Origin of the sequence: Brevundimonas olei, assembly GCF_037055245.1 — a bacterium.
Taxonomy (GTDB): Bacteria; Pseudomonadota; Alphaproteobacteria; order Caulobacterales; family Caulobacteraceae; genus Brevundimonas; species Brevundimonas olei.
This window is the reverse complement of sequence record NZ_CP146369.1, coordinates 2,513,962-2,529,463: the sequence shown is the minus strand read 5'-3', so window position 1 is coordinate 2,529,463 and position 15,502 is coordinate 2,513,962. Positions and strand designations below refer to the sequence as shown.

The 15,502-nt window shown below is 68.3% G+C and carries 16 protein-coding genes and 1 tRNA gene; 9 read left to right on the top strand and 8 right to left on the bottom strand.

What is annotated here, in order from left to right; translation table 11 throughout:
- Positions 1-40 precede the first annotated feature (40 nt).
- Positions 41-1,183 (top strand): DUF2336 domain-containing protein, encoded by a 1,143-nt coding sequence (locus V8J38_RS12235; protein WP_291781413.1) that lies wholly within the window; start codon positions 41-43, stop codon positions 1,181-1,183.
- A gap of 11 nt (positions 1,184-1,194) precedes the next feature.
- Here the strand turns inward: V8J38_RS12235 and V8J38_RS12230 are convergent, their stop codons facing one another.
- From V8J38_RS12230 to V8J38_RS12220, 3 genes are all read right to left on the bottom strand, one after another.
- The gene (locus V8J38_RS12230; RefSeq protein WP_338576040.1) at positions 1,195-1,665 is read right to left on the bottom strand and encodes an Hpt domain-containing protein; all 471 of its coding nucleotides are present in this window, start codon (positions 1,663-1,665) and stop codon (positions 1,195-1,197) included.
- Positions 1,666-1,742: 77 nt separating this feature from the next.
- Positions 1,743-2,522: an NAD kinase gene (locus V8J38_RS12225; RefSeq protein ID WP_291781419.1), complete on the bottom strand. Its 780-nt coding sequence runs from the start codon at positions 2,520-2,522 to the stop codon at positions 1,743-1,745.
- Between the two features lie 31 nt (positions 2,523-2,553).
- On the bottom strand, positions 2,554-3,648 hold the full coding sequence (locus V8J38_RS12220) for a DUF2336 domain-containing protein (protein WP_338576037.1): 1,095 nt from the start codon (positions 3,646-3,648) through the stop codon (positions 2,554-2,556).
- A 186-nt stretch (positions 3,649-3,834) separates the two neighbouring features.
- On the opposite strand from V8J38_RS12220, the gene V8J38_RS12215 reads away from it, so the two are divergent.
- The 4 genes from V8J38_RS12215 to V8J38_RS12200 all read left to right on the top strand — a co-directional run bounded on the left by V8J38_RS12215 (position 3,835) and on the right by V8J38_RS12200 (position 9,859).
- Complete coding sequence (locus tag V8J38_RS12215) at positions 3,835-4,593, top strand: class II aldolase/adducin family protein (protein WP_338576036.1); 759 nt, start codon at positions 3,835-3,837, stop codon at positions 4,591-4,593.
- Positions 4,594-4,605: 12 nt separating this feature from the next.
- Positions 4,606-5,367, top strand: coding sequence for a hypothetical protein (locus V8J38_RS12210; RefSeq protein WP_338576035.1), 762 nt, complete (start codon positions 4,606-4,608; stop codon positions 5,365-5,367).
- Positions 5,368-5,477: 110 nt separating this feature from the next.
- Positions 5,478-6,623 carry an efflux RND transporter periplasmic adaptor subunit gene (locus V8J38_RS12205; RefSeq protein WP_291781432.1) on the top strand — a complete coding sequence of 382 codons (1,146 nt, stop codon included), beginning with the start codon at positions 5,478-5,480 and terminating at the stop codon, positions 6,621-6,623.
- Positions 6,623-9,859: an efflux RND transporter permease subunit gene (locus V8J38_RS12200; RefSeq protein ID WP_338578627.1), complete on the top strand. Its 3,237-nt coding sequence runs from the start codon at positions 6,623-6,625 to the stop codon at positions 9,857-9,859. The genes V8J38_RS12205 and V8J38_RS12200 overlap by 1 nt, the downstream gene beginning before the upstream one ends.
- Before the next feature lie 158 nt (positions 9,860-10,017).
- On the opposite strand, the gene V8J38_RS12195 is transcribed toward V8J38_RS12200, so the two are convergent.
- From V8J38_RS12195 to V8J38_RS12185, 3 genes are all read right to left on the bottom strand, one after another.
- Complete coding sequence (locus tag V8J38_RS12195; protein WP_338576033.1) at positions 10,018-10,539, bottom strand: cytochrome c family protein; 522 nt, start codon at positions 10,537-10,539, stop codon at positions 10,018-10,020.
- A gap of 85 nt (positions 10,540-10,624) precedes the next feature.
- On the bottom strand, positions 10,625-11,251 hold the full coding sequence (locus V8J38_RS12190) for a TetR/AcrR family transcriptional regulator (RefSeq protein ID WP_312220255.1): 627 nt from the start codon (positions 11,249-11,251) through the stop codon (positions 10,625-10,627).
- A gap of 20 nt (positions 11,252-11,271) precedes the next feature.
- Positions 11,272-11,347, bottom strand: a tRNA-Thr gene (locus V8J38_RS12185).
- A 51-nt stretch (positions 11,348-11,398) separates the two neighbouring features.
- Here V8J38_RS12185 and V8J38_RS12180 point away from each other — a divergent pair.
- Positions 11,399-11,749 (top strand): DMT family protein, encoded by a 351-nt coding sequence (locus V8J38_RS12180; RefSeq protein ID WP_291781441.1) that lies wholly within the window; start codon positions 11,399-11,401, stop codon positions 11,747-11,749.
- 4 nt (positions 11,750-11,753) lie between these two features.
- Here V8J38_RS12180 and V8J38_RS12175 read toward each other — a convergent pair whose 3' ends face one another.
- Entirely contained in the window at positions 11,754-12,191 is a 438-nt protein-coding gene (locus tag V8J38_RS12175; RefSeq protein WP_291781445.1) for an HIT family protein, read from the bottom strand.
- A 113-nt stretch (positions 12,192-12,304) separates the two neighbouring features.
- On the opposite strand from V8J38_RS12175, the gene V8J38_RS12170 reads away from it, so the two are divergent.
- Together V8J38_RS12170 and V8J38_RS12165 are read left to right on the top strand one after the other, a co-directional pair.
- On the top strand, positions 12,305-12,661 hold the full coding sequence (locus tag V8J38_RS12170; protein ID WP_338576031.1) for a phage holin family protein: 357 nt from the start codon (positions 12,305-12,307) through the stop codon (positions 12,659-12,661).
- Between the two features lie 72 nt (positions 12,662-12,733).
- Positions 12,734-13,306 (top strand): DUF2239 family protein, encoded by a 573-nt coding sequence (locus V8J38_RS12165; RefSeq protein WP_346487493.1) that lies wholly within the window; start codon positions 12,734-12,736, stop codon positions 13,304-13,306.
- Positions 13,307-13,325: 19 nt separating this feature from the next.
- Here the strand turns inward: V8J38_RS12165 and V8J38_RS12160 are convergent, their stop codons facing one another.
- Complete coding sequence (locus V8J38_RS12160; protein ID WP_338576027.1) at positions 13,326-14,723, bottom strand: serine hydrolase; 1,398 nt, start codon at positions 14,721-14,723, stop codon at positions 13,326-13,328.
- A 265-nt stretch (positions 14,724-14,988) separates the two neighbouring features.
- On the opposite strand from V8J38_RS12160, the gene V8J38_RS12155 reads away from it, so the two are divergent.
- Complete coding sequence (locus V8J38_RS12155) at positions 14,989-15,459, top strand: phasin family protein (protein WP_200166636.1); 471 nt, start codon at positions 14,989-14,991, stop codon at positions 15,457-15,459.
- Positions 15,460-15,502: the final 43 nt, after the last annotated feature.

The window sequence follows — 15,502 nt, the reverse complement described above, 5'->3', positions numbered from 1 at the left end:
GGTGACGATTGATTCCTCGCTGACCCTGAGCCTCCGAGCCATGACCGCCTACCGCGCCAGACTGACGGAAAGCGACATCCGGCGCCTGATCAAGTCTGATCTGGAGGACGAGCGCGCGGCCGCCGCTCACAAGCTGTGCCGCAGCATCGACCGGATGCCGTTGGACGATGCGGGGCGCGAGGCGGCGCAGAAGATTCTGGGCGTGCTGACGGCGGATGCGGCGGAACTGGTGCGTCGGGCCGTGGCGGTGACGCTCAAGGCTTCGGACATCATGCCGCGCGAGGCGGCGCGCCGGCTGGCGGGCGACGTGGACAGCGTGGCCCTGCCCATCATCAACAGCTGCCCGGCCTTCACGGACGACGACCTGATCGAGATCGTGCGCGCCGGGACGGCGCTGCGCCAGGTGGCGGTGGCGTCCCGCCCGCGCGTGCCGCGTGACGTGGCGACGGTCCTGGCTGCGGAAGGCAAGCAGGAGGCGGTCGCCGCTCTGGCCGCCAATGACAACGCCGACCTGTCCGAAGCCGCTCTGGGCGTCGCCCTGGATCGATTCAGTGACGCCCCCGAGGTGATATCGGCCCTGGCCTATCGTCAGGTCCTGCCGCTGTCGGTGACCGAGCGGCTGGTGGTCCTGGCCAGCGAAGCGGTACGCGAGCATCTGATCACCCGCCACGCCCTGGCGCCCGAGACCGCCATACAGTTCGCCGATTTCGCGCGGGAGCGGGCGACGATCGACCTGGTGGATCAGGCGCGGACGACCGACGATCTGCCCGCCTTCGTGGCCGGGCTGAACAGTCGTCGGGTGTTGACGCCGTCGCTGCTGCTGAGGGCGCTGGCGCGCGGCCAGATCGGTCTGTTCGAACACGCCCTGGCCGAACTGGCGGGCACGCCGCACCATCGCGCCTGGCTGATGGTGCACGACGCCGGGCCTCTGGGGCTGAAGGCCATCTATGACCGCGCGGGAATGCCGCCGCGCCTGTTCCAGGCGTTTCGCGCCGGAGTCGACACCTGGCGGACGCTGCAGGCCGAGGGCGGCGACACCGGCAGCGCCGCCTTCCGCCAGCGGATGCTGGAGCGCTTCCTCAGCCAGCGTCCGGACGCGGCGCGCGAAGACCTGGCCTATCTGCTGGAACGGCTGGACCGCCCGGCTGGCGACGATTGGCGTGGGGCCGTCAGCGCGGCCTGAGCCGCGCCCCCTTAGCCCAGGTGTTCCGCCGCGCGAGCTTCCAGGGTCTCGGCCAGGTCGCGGCCGACCGGATGGTCGTCAGTCTGGATCTTGTCGCGCACCACGGCCTTGATGGCGTCGATATGGGCGTCGACCACGGCCAGCGGGGCCTGCATCCGCTTGTCGGCGTCGTCGAGCATCCGGCACAGGGAGGCGGCGATGCGCGTGACCAGCGGATATTCGTAGGTGGTTCCCAGTCCCTTGAGATCATGAGCGCGGAAATACAGGGCCTCGGCCGTTTCGGGGCTATAGCCCTGGTTGCGGATGTCGGCCTGGGCCTTGTCGAGCTTGGCCACCTCATCGTTCAGCCACTGGCCGAACTGGGCCGACATGGCCTTCAGGGCCTCTTCGGCCCTGGCGATCGCGCTGGCGTCAATGCCGCCGAATCCGCCGCCGACCTTGGCGCGCAGGGGGTTGGGCGGGCGGATGACTTGGTTGGTCACGAGATGACTCCTCAACAGCAATCGCCAGTCTGTCGCACAGAGGCTTAAAATCCGGTGACAACGCTTATCGGCGAGGCTCAGGCCGCGAACTGTTCGGCCATGACCCGTTCTTCATAGGAGCGGCCCGCATCGAACAGCATGGTCAGGGTGATGTCGCGCCGCTCGCGCACCTCCACGCGCGAGACGCGGCGCACCTCGAAATTGTCGGCGGTGGCGCTGACCGGCCGCTTGTCCGGCTCCAGCACGTCGAAACGCACCCGCGCCGTGTGCGACAGCAGGGCGCCGCGCCAGCGCCTGGGCCGGAAGGCGCTGATCGGCGTCAGCGCCAGGCTGGGCGCGTCCAGGGGAATGATCGGCCCGTGCGCCGACAGGTTGTAGGCGGTCGAACCCGCCGGCGTCGCCACCAGGCAGCCGTCGCAGGTCAGTTCCTCCAGCCGCACCTTGTCATTGATGCTGATGCGCAGCTTTGCGCTCTGGCGCGTCTGGCGCAGCAGGGAGACCTCATTGATCGCCAGGCCGCTGTGGACCTGGCCGCTCTCGACCCAGGCGTCCATCTGCAGGGGGTGCAGCACGGTGCGGTCGGCCTGGGCCAGTCGGTCCAGCAGGTCGTCTTCCTCATAGTCGTTCATCAGGAAACCGACCGAGCCGCGATTCATCCCATAGACGGGGGTGCGCAGCTGCAGGTTGTTGTGCAGCGTCTCCAGCATGAAGCCGTCGCCGCCCAGGGCGACGATCACCTCAGCCTCGGCGGCTGGAACCGAACCGTAGCGTTCGCTCAACCGTTTGCGGGCGGCCTCGGCCTCGGGCCGGTCGCTGGCGACAAAGGTGATTGCGGTGGGCTGGAAGGACTGAGTCACGGCGCTACGCAAGCGGAGCGGAGGCCCGCTGTCAAACCGACGGCCCGTCTTCGGGCGCGGTCAGCAGGCGAAATTCATAGGCGGCCTGGGTCGCCGAGCGTTCGGCCGGACGCCAGGCTTCGCCGTCGGGGTCATGCGGCAGGCCATGGTTCAGCTGGCGAACCTCGCGCAGCAGGGCGGGGAAGGCGGCGCGGTCCAGGCCCGCCGCGGCGCAGGCCAGGAACAGGGGCCGGGCGCTGTCGCCGCGCAGGGCGCGCCGCAGGGCCTCTGTTTCCAGGCGGCTCAGCCGGGCCAGGGCGTGGATAAACAGGTCCAGCTTCTCCTCCCTCAGCGCCCGCATCAGGGTGGAGGGGCGCAACTGTCCCGCCGCATGCAGCTTGGCGGCCAAACGGGCGGCCGCCTCGTCTGGGGTGATTCCGGCCGCTTCCTGGGCGGCGGCGGCGACCGCCGTTGCGAGAGCCGAGGCGTCCAGGCTGAAGCGCTGAGATATGGCCTGCCTCAAGGCGTCGCCGACCCAGGCGTAGAGCCGCAGGGCCTGATCCTCGCTCAGCTGAGGATGGCGCGTCAGCGGCGCGCGCAGGGCGGCGATGGAGCGCGCCTTGTCCACCAGGCGGGTCATGTCCCGCGCCTCCAGCCGCGCGGTCCGGTTGACGGCAAGAGCGGTCATGACGGCGGGTTCGCCGCGATCCAGGATGACGCGCGCCGGTCCGGGTCCCAGGTCCGGCCGCAAAGCCACCTGAACCTGATGCTCCAGCGAGGCGTCCTGCAGCAAGGCCAGAAGATCCGCGTCCATCAGCAGGGGGCTGGCGGCGATCACCGGGCGGGCGATTTCGATTGCGTCGGCGGCGAGCAGGCGCATCAGATCCGCCGGCGCCCAGGCGGCGTCGGCCAGCCTCTCGGCCAGGACGCGCCGGATGTCCTGTTCGGCTGCGCGGACCATGGCGATGAACACCTCGGTCAGGGCTGGCGGCGCGTCCGCCTGGCCGCCGACCGAATGATAGAGATCAGCCACGCCCAGCAGCAGGCGCTGTCGCTCCTGTGGCGGGCGTCCGGCGGCCAGGTCGATCAGTTGATGAAGGCTGGCCAGCGGCAGGGGATCGCCGGATCGGGACGATGCGAACGCCACGATTGAGTCCACGGAACATCCCCCGATGATGCGGCCGCGCCGCGCAGCAGGCAGTGTTCGCTCGCGTCGATGAAAACAGGGTTAACCAAGTCTTCCGTTTTCGGTCCCCTGACGGCGTTCGGCGACTTGACGCAGGGCGGAGGCGGAGAGAGGTTTCACCTGAACGCTGATAAGGGGAGAAGGCCGATGACGGACGCAACCTCGCTGAAGTCCCAGGTGTCCGAGGCGGAGTGGAAGGCGCGGGTCGAACTGGCGGCTCTCTATCGTCTGGTGGCGCTCCACGGGTGGGACGACATGATCTTCACCCATGTCTCGGCCCGCGTGCCGGGACCGGAGCATCACTTTCTGATTAATCCCTACGGCTGGTATTTCGATGAAATTACAGCATCTTCCCTGGTGAAGGTCGATCTGGACGGCAATGTCGTTCAGGACACGACCAGCTTCATCAATCCGGCGGGTTTCACCATCCATTCGGCGGTCCATGCGGCCCGCGAAGAGGCGCATTTCGTCATCCATCTGCACACGGTGAACGGCGTCGGCGTCGCGGCCCAGAAGGAGGGCCTTCTGCCGATCAGCCAGAACGCCTGCCTGTTGCAGCACCAGGTCGCCTATCACGGCTATGAGGGGCTGGCGCTGAATCATGACGAGCGCGAGCGCCTGGTGGCGGACCTGGGCGACAAGCCATTGATGCTGCTGCGCAATCACGGAACGCTGGCGGTCGGAAGCACGGCGGCCGAGGCCTGGATCGGCATCTTCTTCCTGGAGCGCGCCTGCGCCCAGCAGGTCGCGGCCCTGTCTGCGGGGCGCGACAATGTCCTGATCGCGCCCGACGTGGCGCAGGCCGAGACCAGGGAGCAGGGCCGGGGCATCGGCTTCGTCTCGTCCCTGGCCTGGCCCGGCGCCCTTCGCCAGTTGCAGCGAAGATCGCCCGGCTACGACGTCTAGGAAGGACGGGCTGTGGGGGGGAGAGGAAGCATCGGCCTTCTGGCCGGCCTGGCGGCGCTGGCCTTGACTCACGCGGCGCAGGCCGGCGCCTGGAGCCCGCCGAAGGGGCAGGGCGAGGTCATCGTCAAATACGAGAACATCCGTGCGGAAGAGTTCTACGCCGCCGACGGGGACCGGGTCGACCTGCCCGGCGGTCGCCGGGATATCGTGGCCAGCGTGTTTGTCGAATATGGACTGACGAATCGTCTCACCCTGCAGGCCAAGGGCGAATGGCAGGACGGCCGCGATGAGTTCCTCGATTATCAGGGGCTGGGTCCGATCGAACTGGGCGTACGCTGGCAGGCCTACCGTGATGATCGCAACGTCGCCGCCGTCTATGTGGGCTATGCGGAGGGCGGAGCGGGACGCAACGCCGGCTACGCCCCGCCCGGCGCGGGCGACAGCGACTGGGAGGTCCGGTTGCTGGCGGGGCGGTCCTTCGAGCGCGCCTTCGTCGACCTCCAGGCGGCGCGCCGCTGGCGCGACGGCTTGCCGGACGAGGTTCGCGCGGACGCGACGGCCGGGGTGCACATCAATCGCGACTGGATGGTGATGGTCCAGGCCTTCGGCGGGGCGGCGGATGGCGACGGCGGGGCGCGCTGGCTGTCGCTGGAAGGTTCGGTGGTGCGCCAATTCGGGGACTGGCGGCTGCAGGCGGGGTGGCGCCACGCGGCGGCCGGGCGTGAAATTCCTGCGGGCAGAGGGCCGGTCATCGGAATCTGGCGTCGATTTTAATCCGGAATTCCGCGACGGAATCCGAGGTTCCTCACGTTACAGATACGTTATTTGCGTAATGGCGGTGAGCCGTTAAGCGGGGGCGCTTGTTGTCGGGGAGACTGCGTCGCGTGTTCAAACGCCATTTTTTCATTATCGGCGCGGCCTGCTTATTGGGGCTGATGGTCGTGGCGGCGGTCGTCAGGATCGCTTTCAGCGGCGGCGACGCAGCCCATCAGCGCGGTCCGGGGGGACCCGGCGCCGGGCGCGGCCAGTTGGTGGCCGAGGTCGTGGCGCAGCGGCGCGAGTTCGCTGATCAGATTCGCGTGCTGGGCGTCGCCCGCAGCCGTCGTTCGGTCAACATCACCTCCAACACGACCGAGCTGGTGACCCAGGTCATGTTCACCGACGGTCAGTCGGTGGCGGCGGGGGCGCCCCTGGTCGAACTGCAGGCGCGTGAGGAAGACGCCGACCTGATCCGGGCGCGCGCCCAGCTGGAGAACGCTCAGCGCGAGTACGATCGTTATCGCATCCTGGCCGAGCGCGGGGTGGCGCCGCGCGTCATGGCCGAGACGGCCGAGACGGCGCTGAAGACCGCCCAGGCCGCCCTGGCGGCGTCGGAGGCCCGTCGCGGCGACCGCATCCTGCGCGCGCCCTTCGCCGGCGTTCTGGGCCTGACCTCGGTCACGCCGGGGACGCTGATCTCGCCGGGTTCGGTCATCACCACCCTGGACGACATGAGCGGCGTGCGCGTCGATTTCCCGCTGCCGGAGCGTTATCTCGGGGTCCTGCCGGTCGGCGCGCCGCTCACGGCGACCACGGACGCCTTCCCCGGTGAAGAGGTCAACGGCCGCATCTCCCTGTTGGATACGCGGGTCAATGAACAGACCCGCGCCGTCATCGCCCGCGCCGAGTTCCCCAACCCCGGCAATCGCATCCGCCCCGGCATGATGATGCGCGTCGCCGTGCATCAGGGCCGTCGCCAGAGCCTGGCCGTGCCCGAGGCGGCCGTTCAGTATGAAGGCCAGGGCGCCTTCGTCTATCGCATCGCGCGCGGCGAGACGGGCGCGACCGCCCAGCGGGTCGAGGTTCAGACGGGCGCCGTCGAAAGCGGCTATGTCGAGATCGTCTCGGGCCTGGCCAACAATGATCGGATCGTCGCTTCGGGTCTGAACCGCATCCAGCCCGGCGCGCCCATCAGCGTCGAGGGTGAAAACGCCCAAGGCCGTGCTCAAACGAAGGGCGGCGCCCGCGCGACGCAGGCGGCCCGCCCATGATGCTGTCTGATGTTTCGGTCCGGCGCCCCGTCTTCGCGGCGGTGGCGGCGATCGTTCTGTGCGTCATCGGCCTGGCGGCCTTCTTCTTCCTGCCGGTGCGCGAATTGCCGGACGTGGACCCGCCGGTCGTCTCGGTCAGCACCAGCTACGCGGGCGCCTCCGCCGAGGTGATCGAGAGCCGGATCACCGAACCGATCGAGCAGCAGATCGCCGGCATCCAGGGCGTCCAGCGCATCAACTCGACCAGCCGCGACGGCCGGTCCAACGTCAACATCGAGTTCTCGCTGGACCGCAACATCGACGATGCGGCCAATGACGTGCGCGACCGCATCTCGCGCGTGCTGGGCCGCCTGCCGGATCAGGCCGATCCGCCGGAAGTGGCCAAGGCTGATTCCGACAGCCAGCCCATCCTCATCATGTTCCTGCGGTCCACCACCATGGACCGGCTGGAGCTGACCGATTACGCCCGTCGGTATCTGGTCGACCGCTTCGCCACCGTGCCGGGCGTGGCCCAGGTCAACATCTTCGGCGAGCAACGCTACGCCATGCGGATCTGGCTGGACGCCGGCGCCATGGCGGCGCGTGGCCTGACCGTCACGGACGTCGAGAGCGCCCTCAACAACCAGAACGTCGAACTGCCCGCCGGCTCGCTGGAGTCGGCTCAGAAGGACTATACGGTTCGGGTCGCCCGAAACTACGCCGATCCGGCGGACTTCGCCCAACTGCCGATCGGCACGCGCGGTTCGGCCTCGACGGCCACGGGAGCCCAGGCGTCGGGCACCCTGGGCGCGGCGTCCGCGGCCATGACCAACGGGGTCACCGGCGCCCTGATCGGCAACGCCGCCTATGTCACCCGGCTGGGCGACATCGCCCGGATCGAGGAGGCGCCCGCCGAGGCGCGCCGCCTGTTCCGCGGCAACGGCATCGACCAGATCGGCCTGGCCATCACCCGCCAGGCCCAGTCGAACGACCTGCAGATATCCGAAGGCGCGCGCGCCCTGATCGAAGAGGTCCGCCACAGCCTGCCGCCCGGCACGACGCTGGAAGTCGGCTCGGACAACTCTGTCTTCACCTCTCACGCCATTGATGAGGTGTGGATCACCATCGGCATCTCGATGGCGCTGGTGGCCCTGGTCAACTTCATCTTCCTGGGCAGCCTGCGGGCGGCGATCATCCCCTCGGTGGTGGCGCCCATCTGCCTGCTGGCGACCTTCATCGTTCTGGCTCCGCTGGGTTTCTCGCTGAACCTGCTGACCCTGTTGGCCCTGGTTCTGGCCATCGGCCTCGTCGTCGATGACGCCATCGTCGTCGTCGAGAACATCCAGCGCCGTCTGGACCATGGCGAGCCGCCGCTGGTGGCGGCCGAGCGTGGGGCGCGCCAGGTCTTCTTCGCCGTCGTGGCCACGACCATCGTCCTGCTGTCGGTGTTCGCGCCCCTGCTGTTCCTGCCGGGCTATGTCGGCCGCCTGTTCGTCGAGCTGGCGGCGGCCATTGCGGCGGCCGTGGCCTTCTCCGCCTTCCTGGCGCTGAGCCTGTCGCCCATGCTGGCGTCCAAGATCCTGAAGCCGGCCCAGACCGGCGGCTGGCTGGCCCGTCGCGTCGATGCGGCCATGGAGACGCTGAAGCGGTCCTACGCCGCATCGCTGGACGCCCTGCTGGGACGGCGCATCGCCATTGTCGGCGTCGGCGCCCTGATCGTGCTGGTGGCGGCCGGGGCCGGGGGGATCTTCCTGCACCTGCCCAATGAACTGGTGCCGAGCGAGGACCGGGGCCGTGTCGGCATCCGGGTCAGCGGGCCTGAGGGCACGGGCTTCGACTACACGCGTCAGATCATGTTGGGCCTGGAGCCGATCCTGGCGGAGTACCGCGAAAACGGCGAGGTCGATTCCTTCCTGATCTCGGCGCCGGGCTTCGGCGGCGGCAGCTTCAACTCGGGCAACGCCAGCCTGACCCTGGTCGACTGGTCCAAGCGCGAACGCTCGGCCGATCAGATCGCCCAGGAGATCAACGTCAAGCTGCGCAATCAGACCGGCGCCCAGGTCAACGCCTCGACGCCCGGTGCCTTCCAGCGCGGCGGCGGCAACTCCAACTCGATCGACATGATCGTCACGGGGTCGGAGTACGCCGCCATCTACAACTGGCTGCAGCCGATCCTGGCGGCGGCGCAGGAGAATCCAGGCTTCTCGCGTCCGCGCCTGAACTATGAACCGAACGCGCCGCGCTTGCTGGTCGACGTCGATCCGCAGAAGGCGGCGGCCCTGGGCGTCTCGACCCAACAGATCGGTCGTACGCTGGAGACCATGTTCGGCTCGCGCCGCGCCACGACCTACATCAAGGGCGGCCAGGAGTATGACGTCATCCTGCAAACCGACCGCGACAACCGGCGCGAGGTCACCGACCTGGAGGCGCTCTACGTCTCGACCGGCACGGCCCAACTGGTGCCGCTGTCGGCGGTGGTCACGACCAAGACCTCGGGCGACACGCCCGACCGTCGCCGTCTGGATCGCCAGCGGGCCATCACCCTTCAGGCCGACCTGAACCCTGGCACCACCATCGACGACGCCGTTCAGTTTCTGATGGCCGAGGTCGCCAAACAGCCCCAGGGCGTGACCAACATCCGCTGGGGCGGCGCCGCCCGCGACCAGCAGGAGGCGGGCAGCGCCGTGGGCTGGGCCTTCGCTCTGGCCCTGTTGCTGGTCTTCCTGGTGCTGGCGGCCCAGTTCGAGAGCTGGATCACCCCTGCGGTCATCATGCTGACCGTGCCTCTGGCGGCGGCGGGCGGGCTGTTCGGCCTGCTGATGGCGGGCTCCAGCCTGAACATCTACAGCCAGATCGGCCTGATCATCCTGATCGGGGTCGCGGCCAAGAACGGCATCCTGATCGTGGAGTTCGCCAACCAGCTGCGGGATCAGGGGCGGACCATCCGCGAGGCCATCATCGAGTCTTCGTCACTGCGTCTGCGCCCGATCATCATGACCTCGATCGCCACCGCCTTCGGCGCCCTGCCGCTGGTGCTGTGGCAAGGCGCGGGCGCGGGCAGCCGTCAGACCATCGGCGTGGTGATCTTCACCGGCGCCATGTTCGCGACGGTGCTGACCCTGTTCGTGGTGCCGGTGATCTACGGCGTGCTGGCGCGCTTCACCAAGTCGCCCGAATACACCGCCCGCAAGATCGAGGAGTGGGAGGCCCAGGAGAAACGCGACGGCCTGGAGCCGGATATGAGCCCGGCGGAGTAGTTTCCTTCTCCCCTTGTGGGAGAAGGTGGCTGCCGAAGGCAGACGGATGAGGGGTCTTGCGACCTCGATGAAAGGGCGCGCGTTAGACGTCCCGCAACCCCTCATCCGACCTCGCTGCGCTCGGCCACCTTCTCCCACAAGGGGAGAAGGGCGGGAGGTTACTCTGACTTGAACCCCGTCTCGACCTTCAGGAAGGCGATGACGTCGCGGCGGTCCGTGGCGTCGGGCAGGCCGGCGAAGCTCATCTTGTTGCCGGGCAGGAAGGTGCGCGGGTTCTGCAGCCAGTGATCCAGGGTTTCGGCGTCCCAGGCGAAGTCCGCCGTCCGCATGGCGTGGGAATAGCTGTATTTCTCCCGCGCTCCGGCCTTGCTGCCGAAGACGCCATAGAGGTTCGGCCCCGTCATGTTCGGCCCGCCGGGCGTGATCGTGTGGCATGAGCGGCAGCGAGCGAAGGCGCGTCGGCCGTTCTCAAGGTCGCCATCATTATAGGGGGCGGGCAGGGCGGCCAGCATGGCGAGCTTCTCGGCCTCGGTGGGCGCCGGGGCCTTGGGCGCTTCGGGCGCGCTGTCGGCTGCGGGACTGGCGCTCTGACCGCAGGCGGCCAGGCCAAGGGCGCCGGCCATCACGATAGCCGGGCCGGCGGCGCGGCGGATCGAGGGGAAGGACGAAAGACGGGACATGACGCACTCCTTGGCCGAGGGGCATGCTTTAGCCCATGGGGGCGTCGCCGCAATGGACAGCTTGTCCAAGCGCAGGCGGGCGGCCTCAGCGGCCGGTGGTGAGCTTCACCACGATATGGGCGGTGGTGTCGATGATGGCCTCGGGCGTGTCGGCGCGTCGCATCAGTTCGAAGCCGGCGGCCACGGATTCCACCAGGTTCGCCGTTTCATAGGACGCCAGGCGGGGATTGAGGCCCTCAGGGTGCAGGCCGCTGGCGTGGGCCTGGGCGATGCGGCGTTCCAGCGCCAGGTGCAGGCGGCGCAGGCGGCGGATGCGGCTCTCTGCGAAGGCGGGTTCGCCCATGTCGGCCAGCATGTGCTCGATCCGCAGCACCGGCCCGTGGTCGCTCCACAGACCCAGCACCTCCAGCACATAGGCGCGCGCCGATTCGAAGGCGCGTTCGCCCGACCAGTCGGCGTGGATATGGGCGCCCAGTCGCTGGAAGTCCTCCCCGGCCTCCTCGCACAGCAGCAGCAGGCCTTCCTCGACCGAGGCGAAGTAGGTGTAGAAGGTCGGCGCCGAAACCCCGGCCGTCATCGCCACGTCCGCCGGGCGGATTTCGCCCAGATGCTTGGTGTTCAGCAGGGCGCGCAGGGCGTCCAGCAGGGCGCGGCGGGTGCGGGCGCCCCGCGTTCGGATCCTGTGACCCAGCTTGTTGGTCGTCTCGGACATGAAGGAGGCGGCCGCGAGAGTGGTGCCGGTTGCAGGAATCGAACCCGCGACCTTCGGTTTACAAAACCGCTGCTCTACCAGCTGAGCTAAACCGGCGTGGCCCGCCTTATGCTGGCGGAATCTGTTTGACGCAAGCACACTGATCGAATGCCGTCGCTGCCTTATCTCGCGCCCATCGTCATGCTGGCGCTGTCCAACGTCTTCATGACCTTCGCCTGGTACGGCCACCTGAAATTCGGGGCCAAGCCGCTATGGATCGTGGTCCTGATCAGCTGGGGCGTCGCCTTCTTCGAATACTGGCTGGCCGTGCCCGCCAACCGCATCGGCCATCAGGTCTATTCGGCGGCCGAACTGAAGACCATGCAGGAGGTGATCACCCTGCTGGTCTTCGCGATCTTCTCGGTGATGTACCTGGGCGAGAAGCTGACGGTGAACCACCTGATCGGCTTCGCCCTGATCGCCGGCGGCGCCTTTTTCATCTTCAGGGGGCCGCTGTAGGCCGTCAGTCCAGCTCGGCTGCGATGCGCTGCGCCAGGACTTTCAGTTGTTCGGCGTCGGCCATGGGGGCGTGGCCGTGGCCCTTCATCGGGCGGTCGGCCCAGCGCGGCACGATGTGGAAATGCAGGTGGAAGACCGTCTGGCCGCCTGCATCGCCGTTGAACTGCATCAGGCTGAGGCCCTCGGGCTTCAGCGCCTTCTCGACCGCGCGGGCGGTGCGCTGGACGGCGGCGGTCAGCCTGGCCAGGGCCTCGGGCTCGATCTCCAGGATGTTGCGGGCGGTCGAGGTCTTGGACACGACCAGGACGTGACCCTCGGACTGGGGAAACACGTCCATGAAGGCCAGGACGTCGTCGTCCTCCCACACCTTCACGCTGGGCATGTCGCCGCGCAGAATCTTGGCGAAGATGTTGTCCGGGTCGTAGGCGCCGTGAAGGCTCATGGGGGTCTCCTTCGGGGTAGGGCGGCCAGCCTAGCAGGCGATCTCGCCCGGCGCACGGAGCGGAACGCCGCCCCATGCGCTTATATGGTCAAGGTTCTACACACGGAGGCGTCATGCTGGGTTTCATCGTTCAGGCCGTGGTCACGGCGATCGGCCTTTGGGCCTCGGCCAAACTGGTGCCGGGGGTGGAGTTCACCTCGACCGGCTCGCTGATCGCGGCGGCGGTCATCCTGGGCGTGGTCAACGCCTTCGTGCGGCCGCTGATGGTGATCCTGACGCTGCCGCTGACCATCGTCACCTTCGGCCTGTTCCTGCTGGTGGTGAACGCCGCCATGATCGGGCTGACGGCCATGTTCCTGGGCGGCTTCGTCGTCGACGGCCTGTGGGCCGGGATCGGCGCGGCCATCGTCACCGGCGTCGTCAGCTGGATCGCCGGCGCCCTGTTCGGGGGCGTGGACGAGCGGGGCTAATAAATTACCCGGATAGTATTGACGCGATAATATCATCCGGGTAATTCCGTCTTCAACAAGCGAGGACGGATGATGACCCTATGCACGGCCTTCGACGGCCACACGATGATCGCGGCCGGACCGCTGGTTCAGGTCGCCGCAGCGACGAAAGCCGCGCACGACGCCGGACGAGCGGTCCTGGTCTTTCGCGACGAGGATGCGCGACCGATCGATCTGGATCTGCGCGGCGATCTGGAGGCGGTGCTGGCGCGTCTGCCGCAGGAGCAGCCGCAGCCTGAGCCGGAGAAGCGCGGACCGGGGCGGCCGAAGCTGGGCGTGACCGCGCGGGAGGTGACCCTGCTGCCGCGCCACTGGGACTGGCTGGCGTCACAGCCGGGCGGGGCCTCGGTGGCTCTGCGCAAGCTGGTCGAAGCCGCCCTGCGCGAGGCGGAGGGGCCGGACCGGATGCGTCGCAGCCGCGAGGCGGCCTATCGCTTCATGACGGCCGTGGCGGGCGACCTGCCGGACTATGAAGAGGCCGTGCGGATGCTGTTCGCGGGCGACTGGACGGCGTTTGACGCCCGCACGGAGGCCTGGCCGGCGGACATGCGTGATTACGCCCGTCGCCTGGCCGAGCCGGGATGGCGTAACGGCCAGGGACGCTGAGAAATCAGGGACGCTGAGATCAGCTGGGGCGGATCACCATGCAGGTGACGCGACGCTCCGACAGGGCCTCGCATGCCGCCTCGGCGGACTGCTGGGTCATGCCGGTGAAGCGCGAGCGATACCAGCCGTTCGCCGTCTGCACGTCGCGCTGGGCGCTCGAGAACTGGGTGCGGAAGCGGCGGCTGACGTCGTTCAGCCAGTCGCGGGCCACGGCCTCCTCGCGGAAGGCGCCGACCTGGACCGTCCAGCGACCGGCCGGGGCAGGGGCGGCGGCGCGCGCAGGCGGGTTGCGGGTCGCGCGGGCCGGCGCGGCGGCCGAACCGCCGTTCAGGGCGGCGGTCAGGTTTTCGGGCGGGCGGTTCTCTGCGCGGCGGGCCGACGGCGGCGGCGTCACCTCGGTCGGCAGGTTGCGCGGCGGCGGGCCGGCCACATAGGCCACCTCGGTCGAGGAGCCGACGCCTTCGCCGTCCTCGTCGGACAGGGAGGCGTAGGCGACGGGCGGCGAGGGATCGGCGCTGATCCCATAGCCGCGCTGCTCGAAGAAGGCCTGGGCCACCTGGATTCGCTCGCCCTGGCCGCGGCGTCGCTGGACCTCGAAGCCGGTGTCCATCAGTTCGGCGACGTGGTCGTTGCGGCTCTTGGTCGAGCGGCCGCCCATGACGATGGTGATGATCCGCTTGCCGTCGCGCACCGAGGAGGCCGCGAGGTTGTAGCCCGAGGCGTTGGTGAAGCCGGTCTTGATGCCGTCATAGCCGCGCCCCGTGGCCAGCAGGCCGTTGGTGTTGCGGTAGTCGCGGCCCTTGTAGAACCAGTCGTGCAGGCCGAGGTAGCGATAGTATTGCGGATAGTCGCGCATGACCGCGCGGCTCAGGATCGACAGGTCGCGCGCCGTGGTCGCCTGTCGCGTGTCGGGCAGGCCGTTGGCGGTGGTGAAGCGGGTATGCTCCATCCCCAGCTCGCGCGCCTTTTCCGTCATCATCTGGGTGAAGCGGCCTTCGGAGCCGCCGATGTGTTCGGCGATGACCACGGCCATGTCGTTGGCGCTGCGGACGGCCGTGGCGCGCATGGCGTCGTCCAGGCTGATCGTCTGACCGGCCGCCAGACCCAGCTTGGACGGCGGCTGCGACGCAGCGCGCGGGGAGACGGTAAGGTTGTCGTCCAGCTTGACCTTGCCGGACTCCAGCGCCTCGAACGTCAGGTACAGGGTCATGACCTTGGTGATGGAGGCCGGATAGCGCCGGGCGTCGGCGAAGCGCGAGAACAGCACCTCGCCTGAGGCGGCGTCGACCACGATGGCGGCGTAGCGAGCGTTGTCTGACGACTGGGCTTCCGGCGGCGCGACGCCGATCGTCGGCGTCAGGACGATGCCTCCCAGGACCAGGGCGGCCAGGAAACGACGGCGAAACAGGGCGTTCATGGGCAAGCTACTAGCCTCGTCACTGTGGCGCGAAGACGGCTGCGATCACGCACGTTACAAAGGCTAACATCGGCCCTGCCGGTTTCGAGAGGGTTAACGGGCCGTCAACGGAGTTGTGATCGCCCAAGACCGTCGCGTGGTTATCAGTGATCATATTGTGCGTCGCACAAATTTCACTTGAAGTCTTTTCGCAGGTGCACCATATCGCCCTTGTCGCGATGGGTTCGCCTGTCGCAAGAACCCTTTTTGCTTCAGGAGACTCCCCATGGCTGACGCCGCTGAGACCGTGAAGAAGACCGTCGAACAAACCACCGCCAAGGCGAAGGCCCAGGCTGAATCCATCCAGGCCGCCGGCGCCAAGGCGTTCCGCGAAGGCGTCGACAAGTCGGTCGCCTCGCTGAGCGAGATCAACGCGCACGGCAAGAAAAACCTGGAAGCCGTGGTCGAATCCGCCGCCGCCGCCCAGAAGGGCGCCGAGGCCCTGTCGCAACAGGCCGTGGCCTACGGCAAGAAGTCCTGGGAAGACGGCGTCGCCGCCGCCCAGTCCTTCTCGCAGGCCCGCTCGGTGCAGGAACTGTTCGAACTGCAGACCAACTGGGCCAAGTCGGCCGCCGAGGCCTATCTGGCCGAGTTCGGCAAGGCGACCGAGACCATGACCGCCTCGGTCAAGGACAGCTTCAAGCCGATCAATGAGCGCGTTTCGGCCGCTGTCGAGCAGTTCCAGGCCGCCCGCTAAGGCGCGACTGCACGCTCAATGTAAATGGGGCCCTGGCGGAAAC

Coding starts and splice junctions, on each gene's coding strand:
- V8J38_RS12235 (WP_291781413.1), top strand. CDS start 41: ATGACCGCCTACCGCGCCAGACTGACGGAAAGCGACATCCGGCGCCTG.
- V8J38_RS12215 (WP_338576036.1), top strand. CDS start 3,835: ATGACGGACGCAACCTCGCTGAAGTCCCAGGTGTCCGAGGCGGAGTGG.
- V8J38_RS12200 (WP_338578627.1), top strand. CDS start 6,623: ATGCTGTCTGATGTTTCGGTCCGGCGCCCCGTCTTCGCGGCGGTGGCG.
- V8J38_RS12195 (WP_338576033.1), bottom strand. CDS start 10,539: ATGTCCCGTCTTTCGTCCTTCCCCTCGATCCGCCGCGCCGCCGGCCCG.
- V8J38_RS12190 (WP_312220255.1), bottom strand. CDS start 11,251: ATGTCCGAGACGACCAACAAGCTGGGTCACAGGATCCGAACGCGGGGC.
- V8J38_RS12180 (WP_291781441.1), top strand. CDS start 11,399: ATGCCGTCGCTGCCTTATCTCGCGCCCATCGTCATGCTGGCGCTGTCC.
- V8J38_RS12175 (WP_291781445.1), bottom strand. CDS start 12,191: ATGAGCCTTCACGGCGCCTACGACCCGGACAACATCTTCGCCAAGATT.
- V8J38_RS12170 (WP_338576031.1), top strand. CDS start 12,305: ATGCTGGGTTTCATCGTTCAGGCCGTGGTCACGGCGATCGGCCTTTGG.
- V8J38_RS12165 (WP_346487493.1), top strand. CDS start 12,734: ATGACCCTATGCACGGCCTTCGACGGCCACACGATGATCGCGGCCGGA.
- V8J38_RS12160 (WP_338576027.1), bottom strand. CDS start 14,723: ATGAACGCCCTGTTTCGCCGTCGTTTCCTGGCCGCCCTGGTCCTGGGA.
- V8J38_RS12155 (WP_200166636.1), top strand. CDS start 14,989: ATGGCTGACGCCGCTGAGACCGTGAAGAAGACCGTCGAACAAACCACC.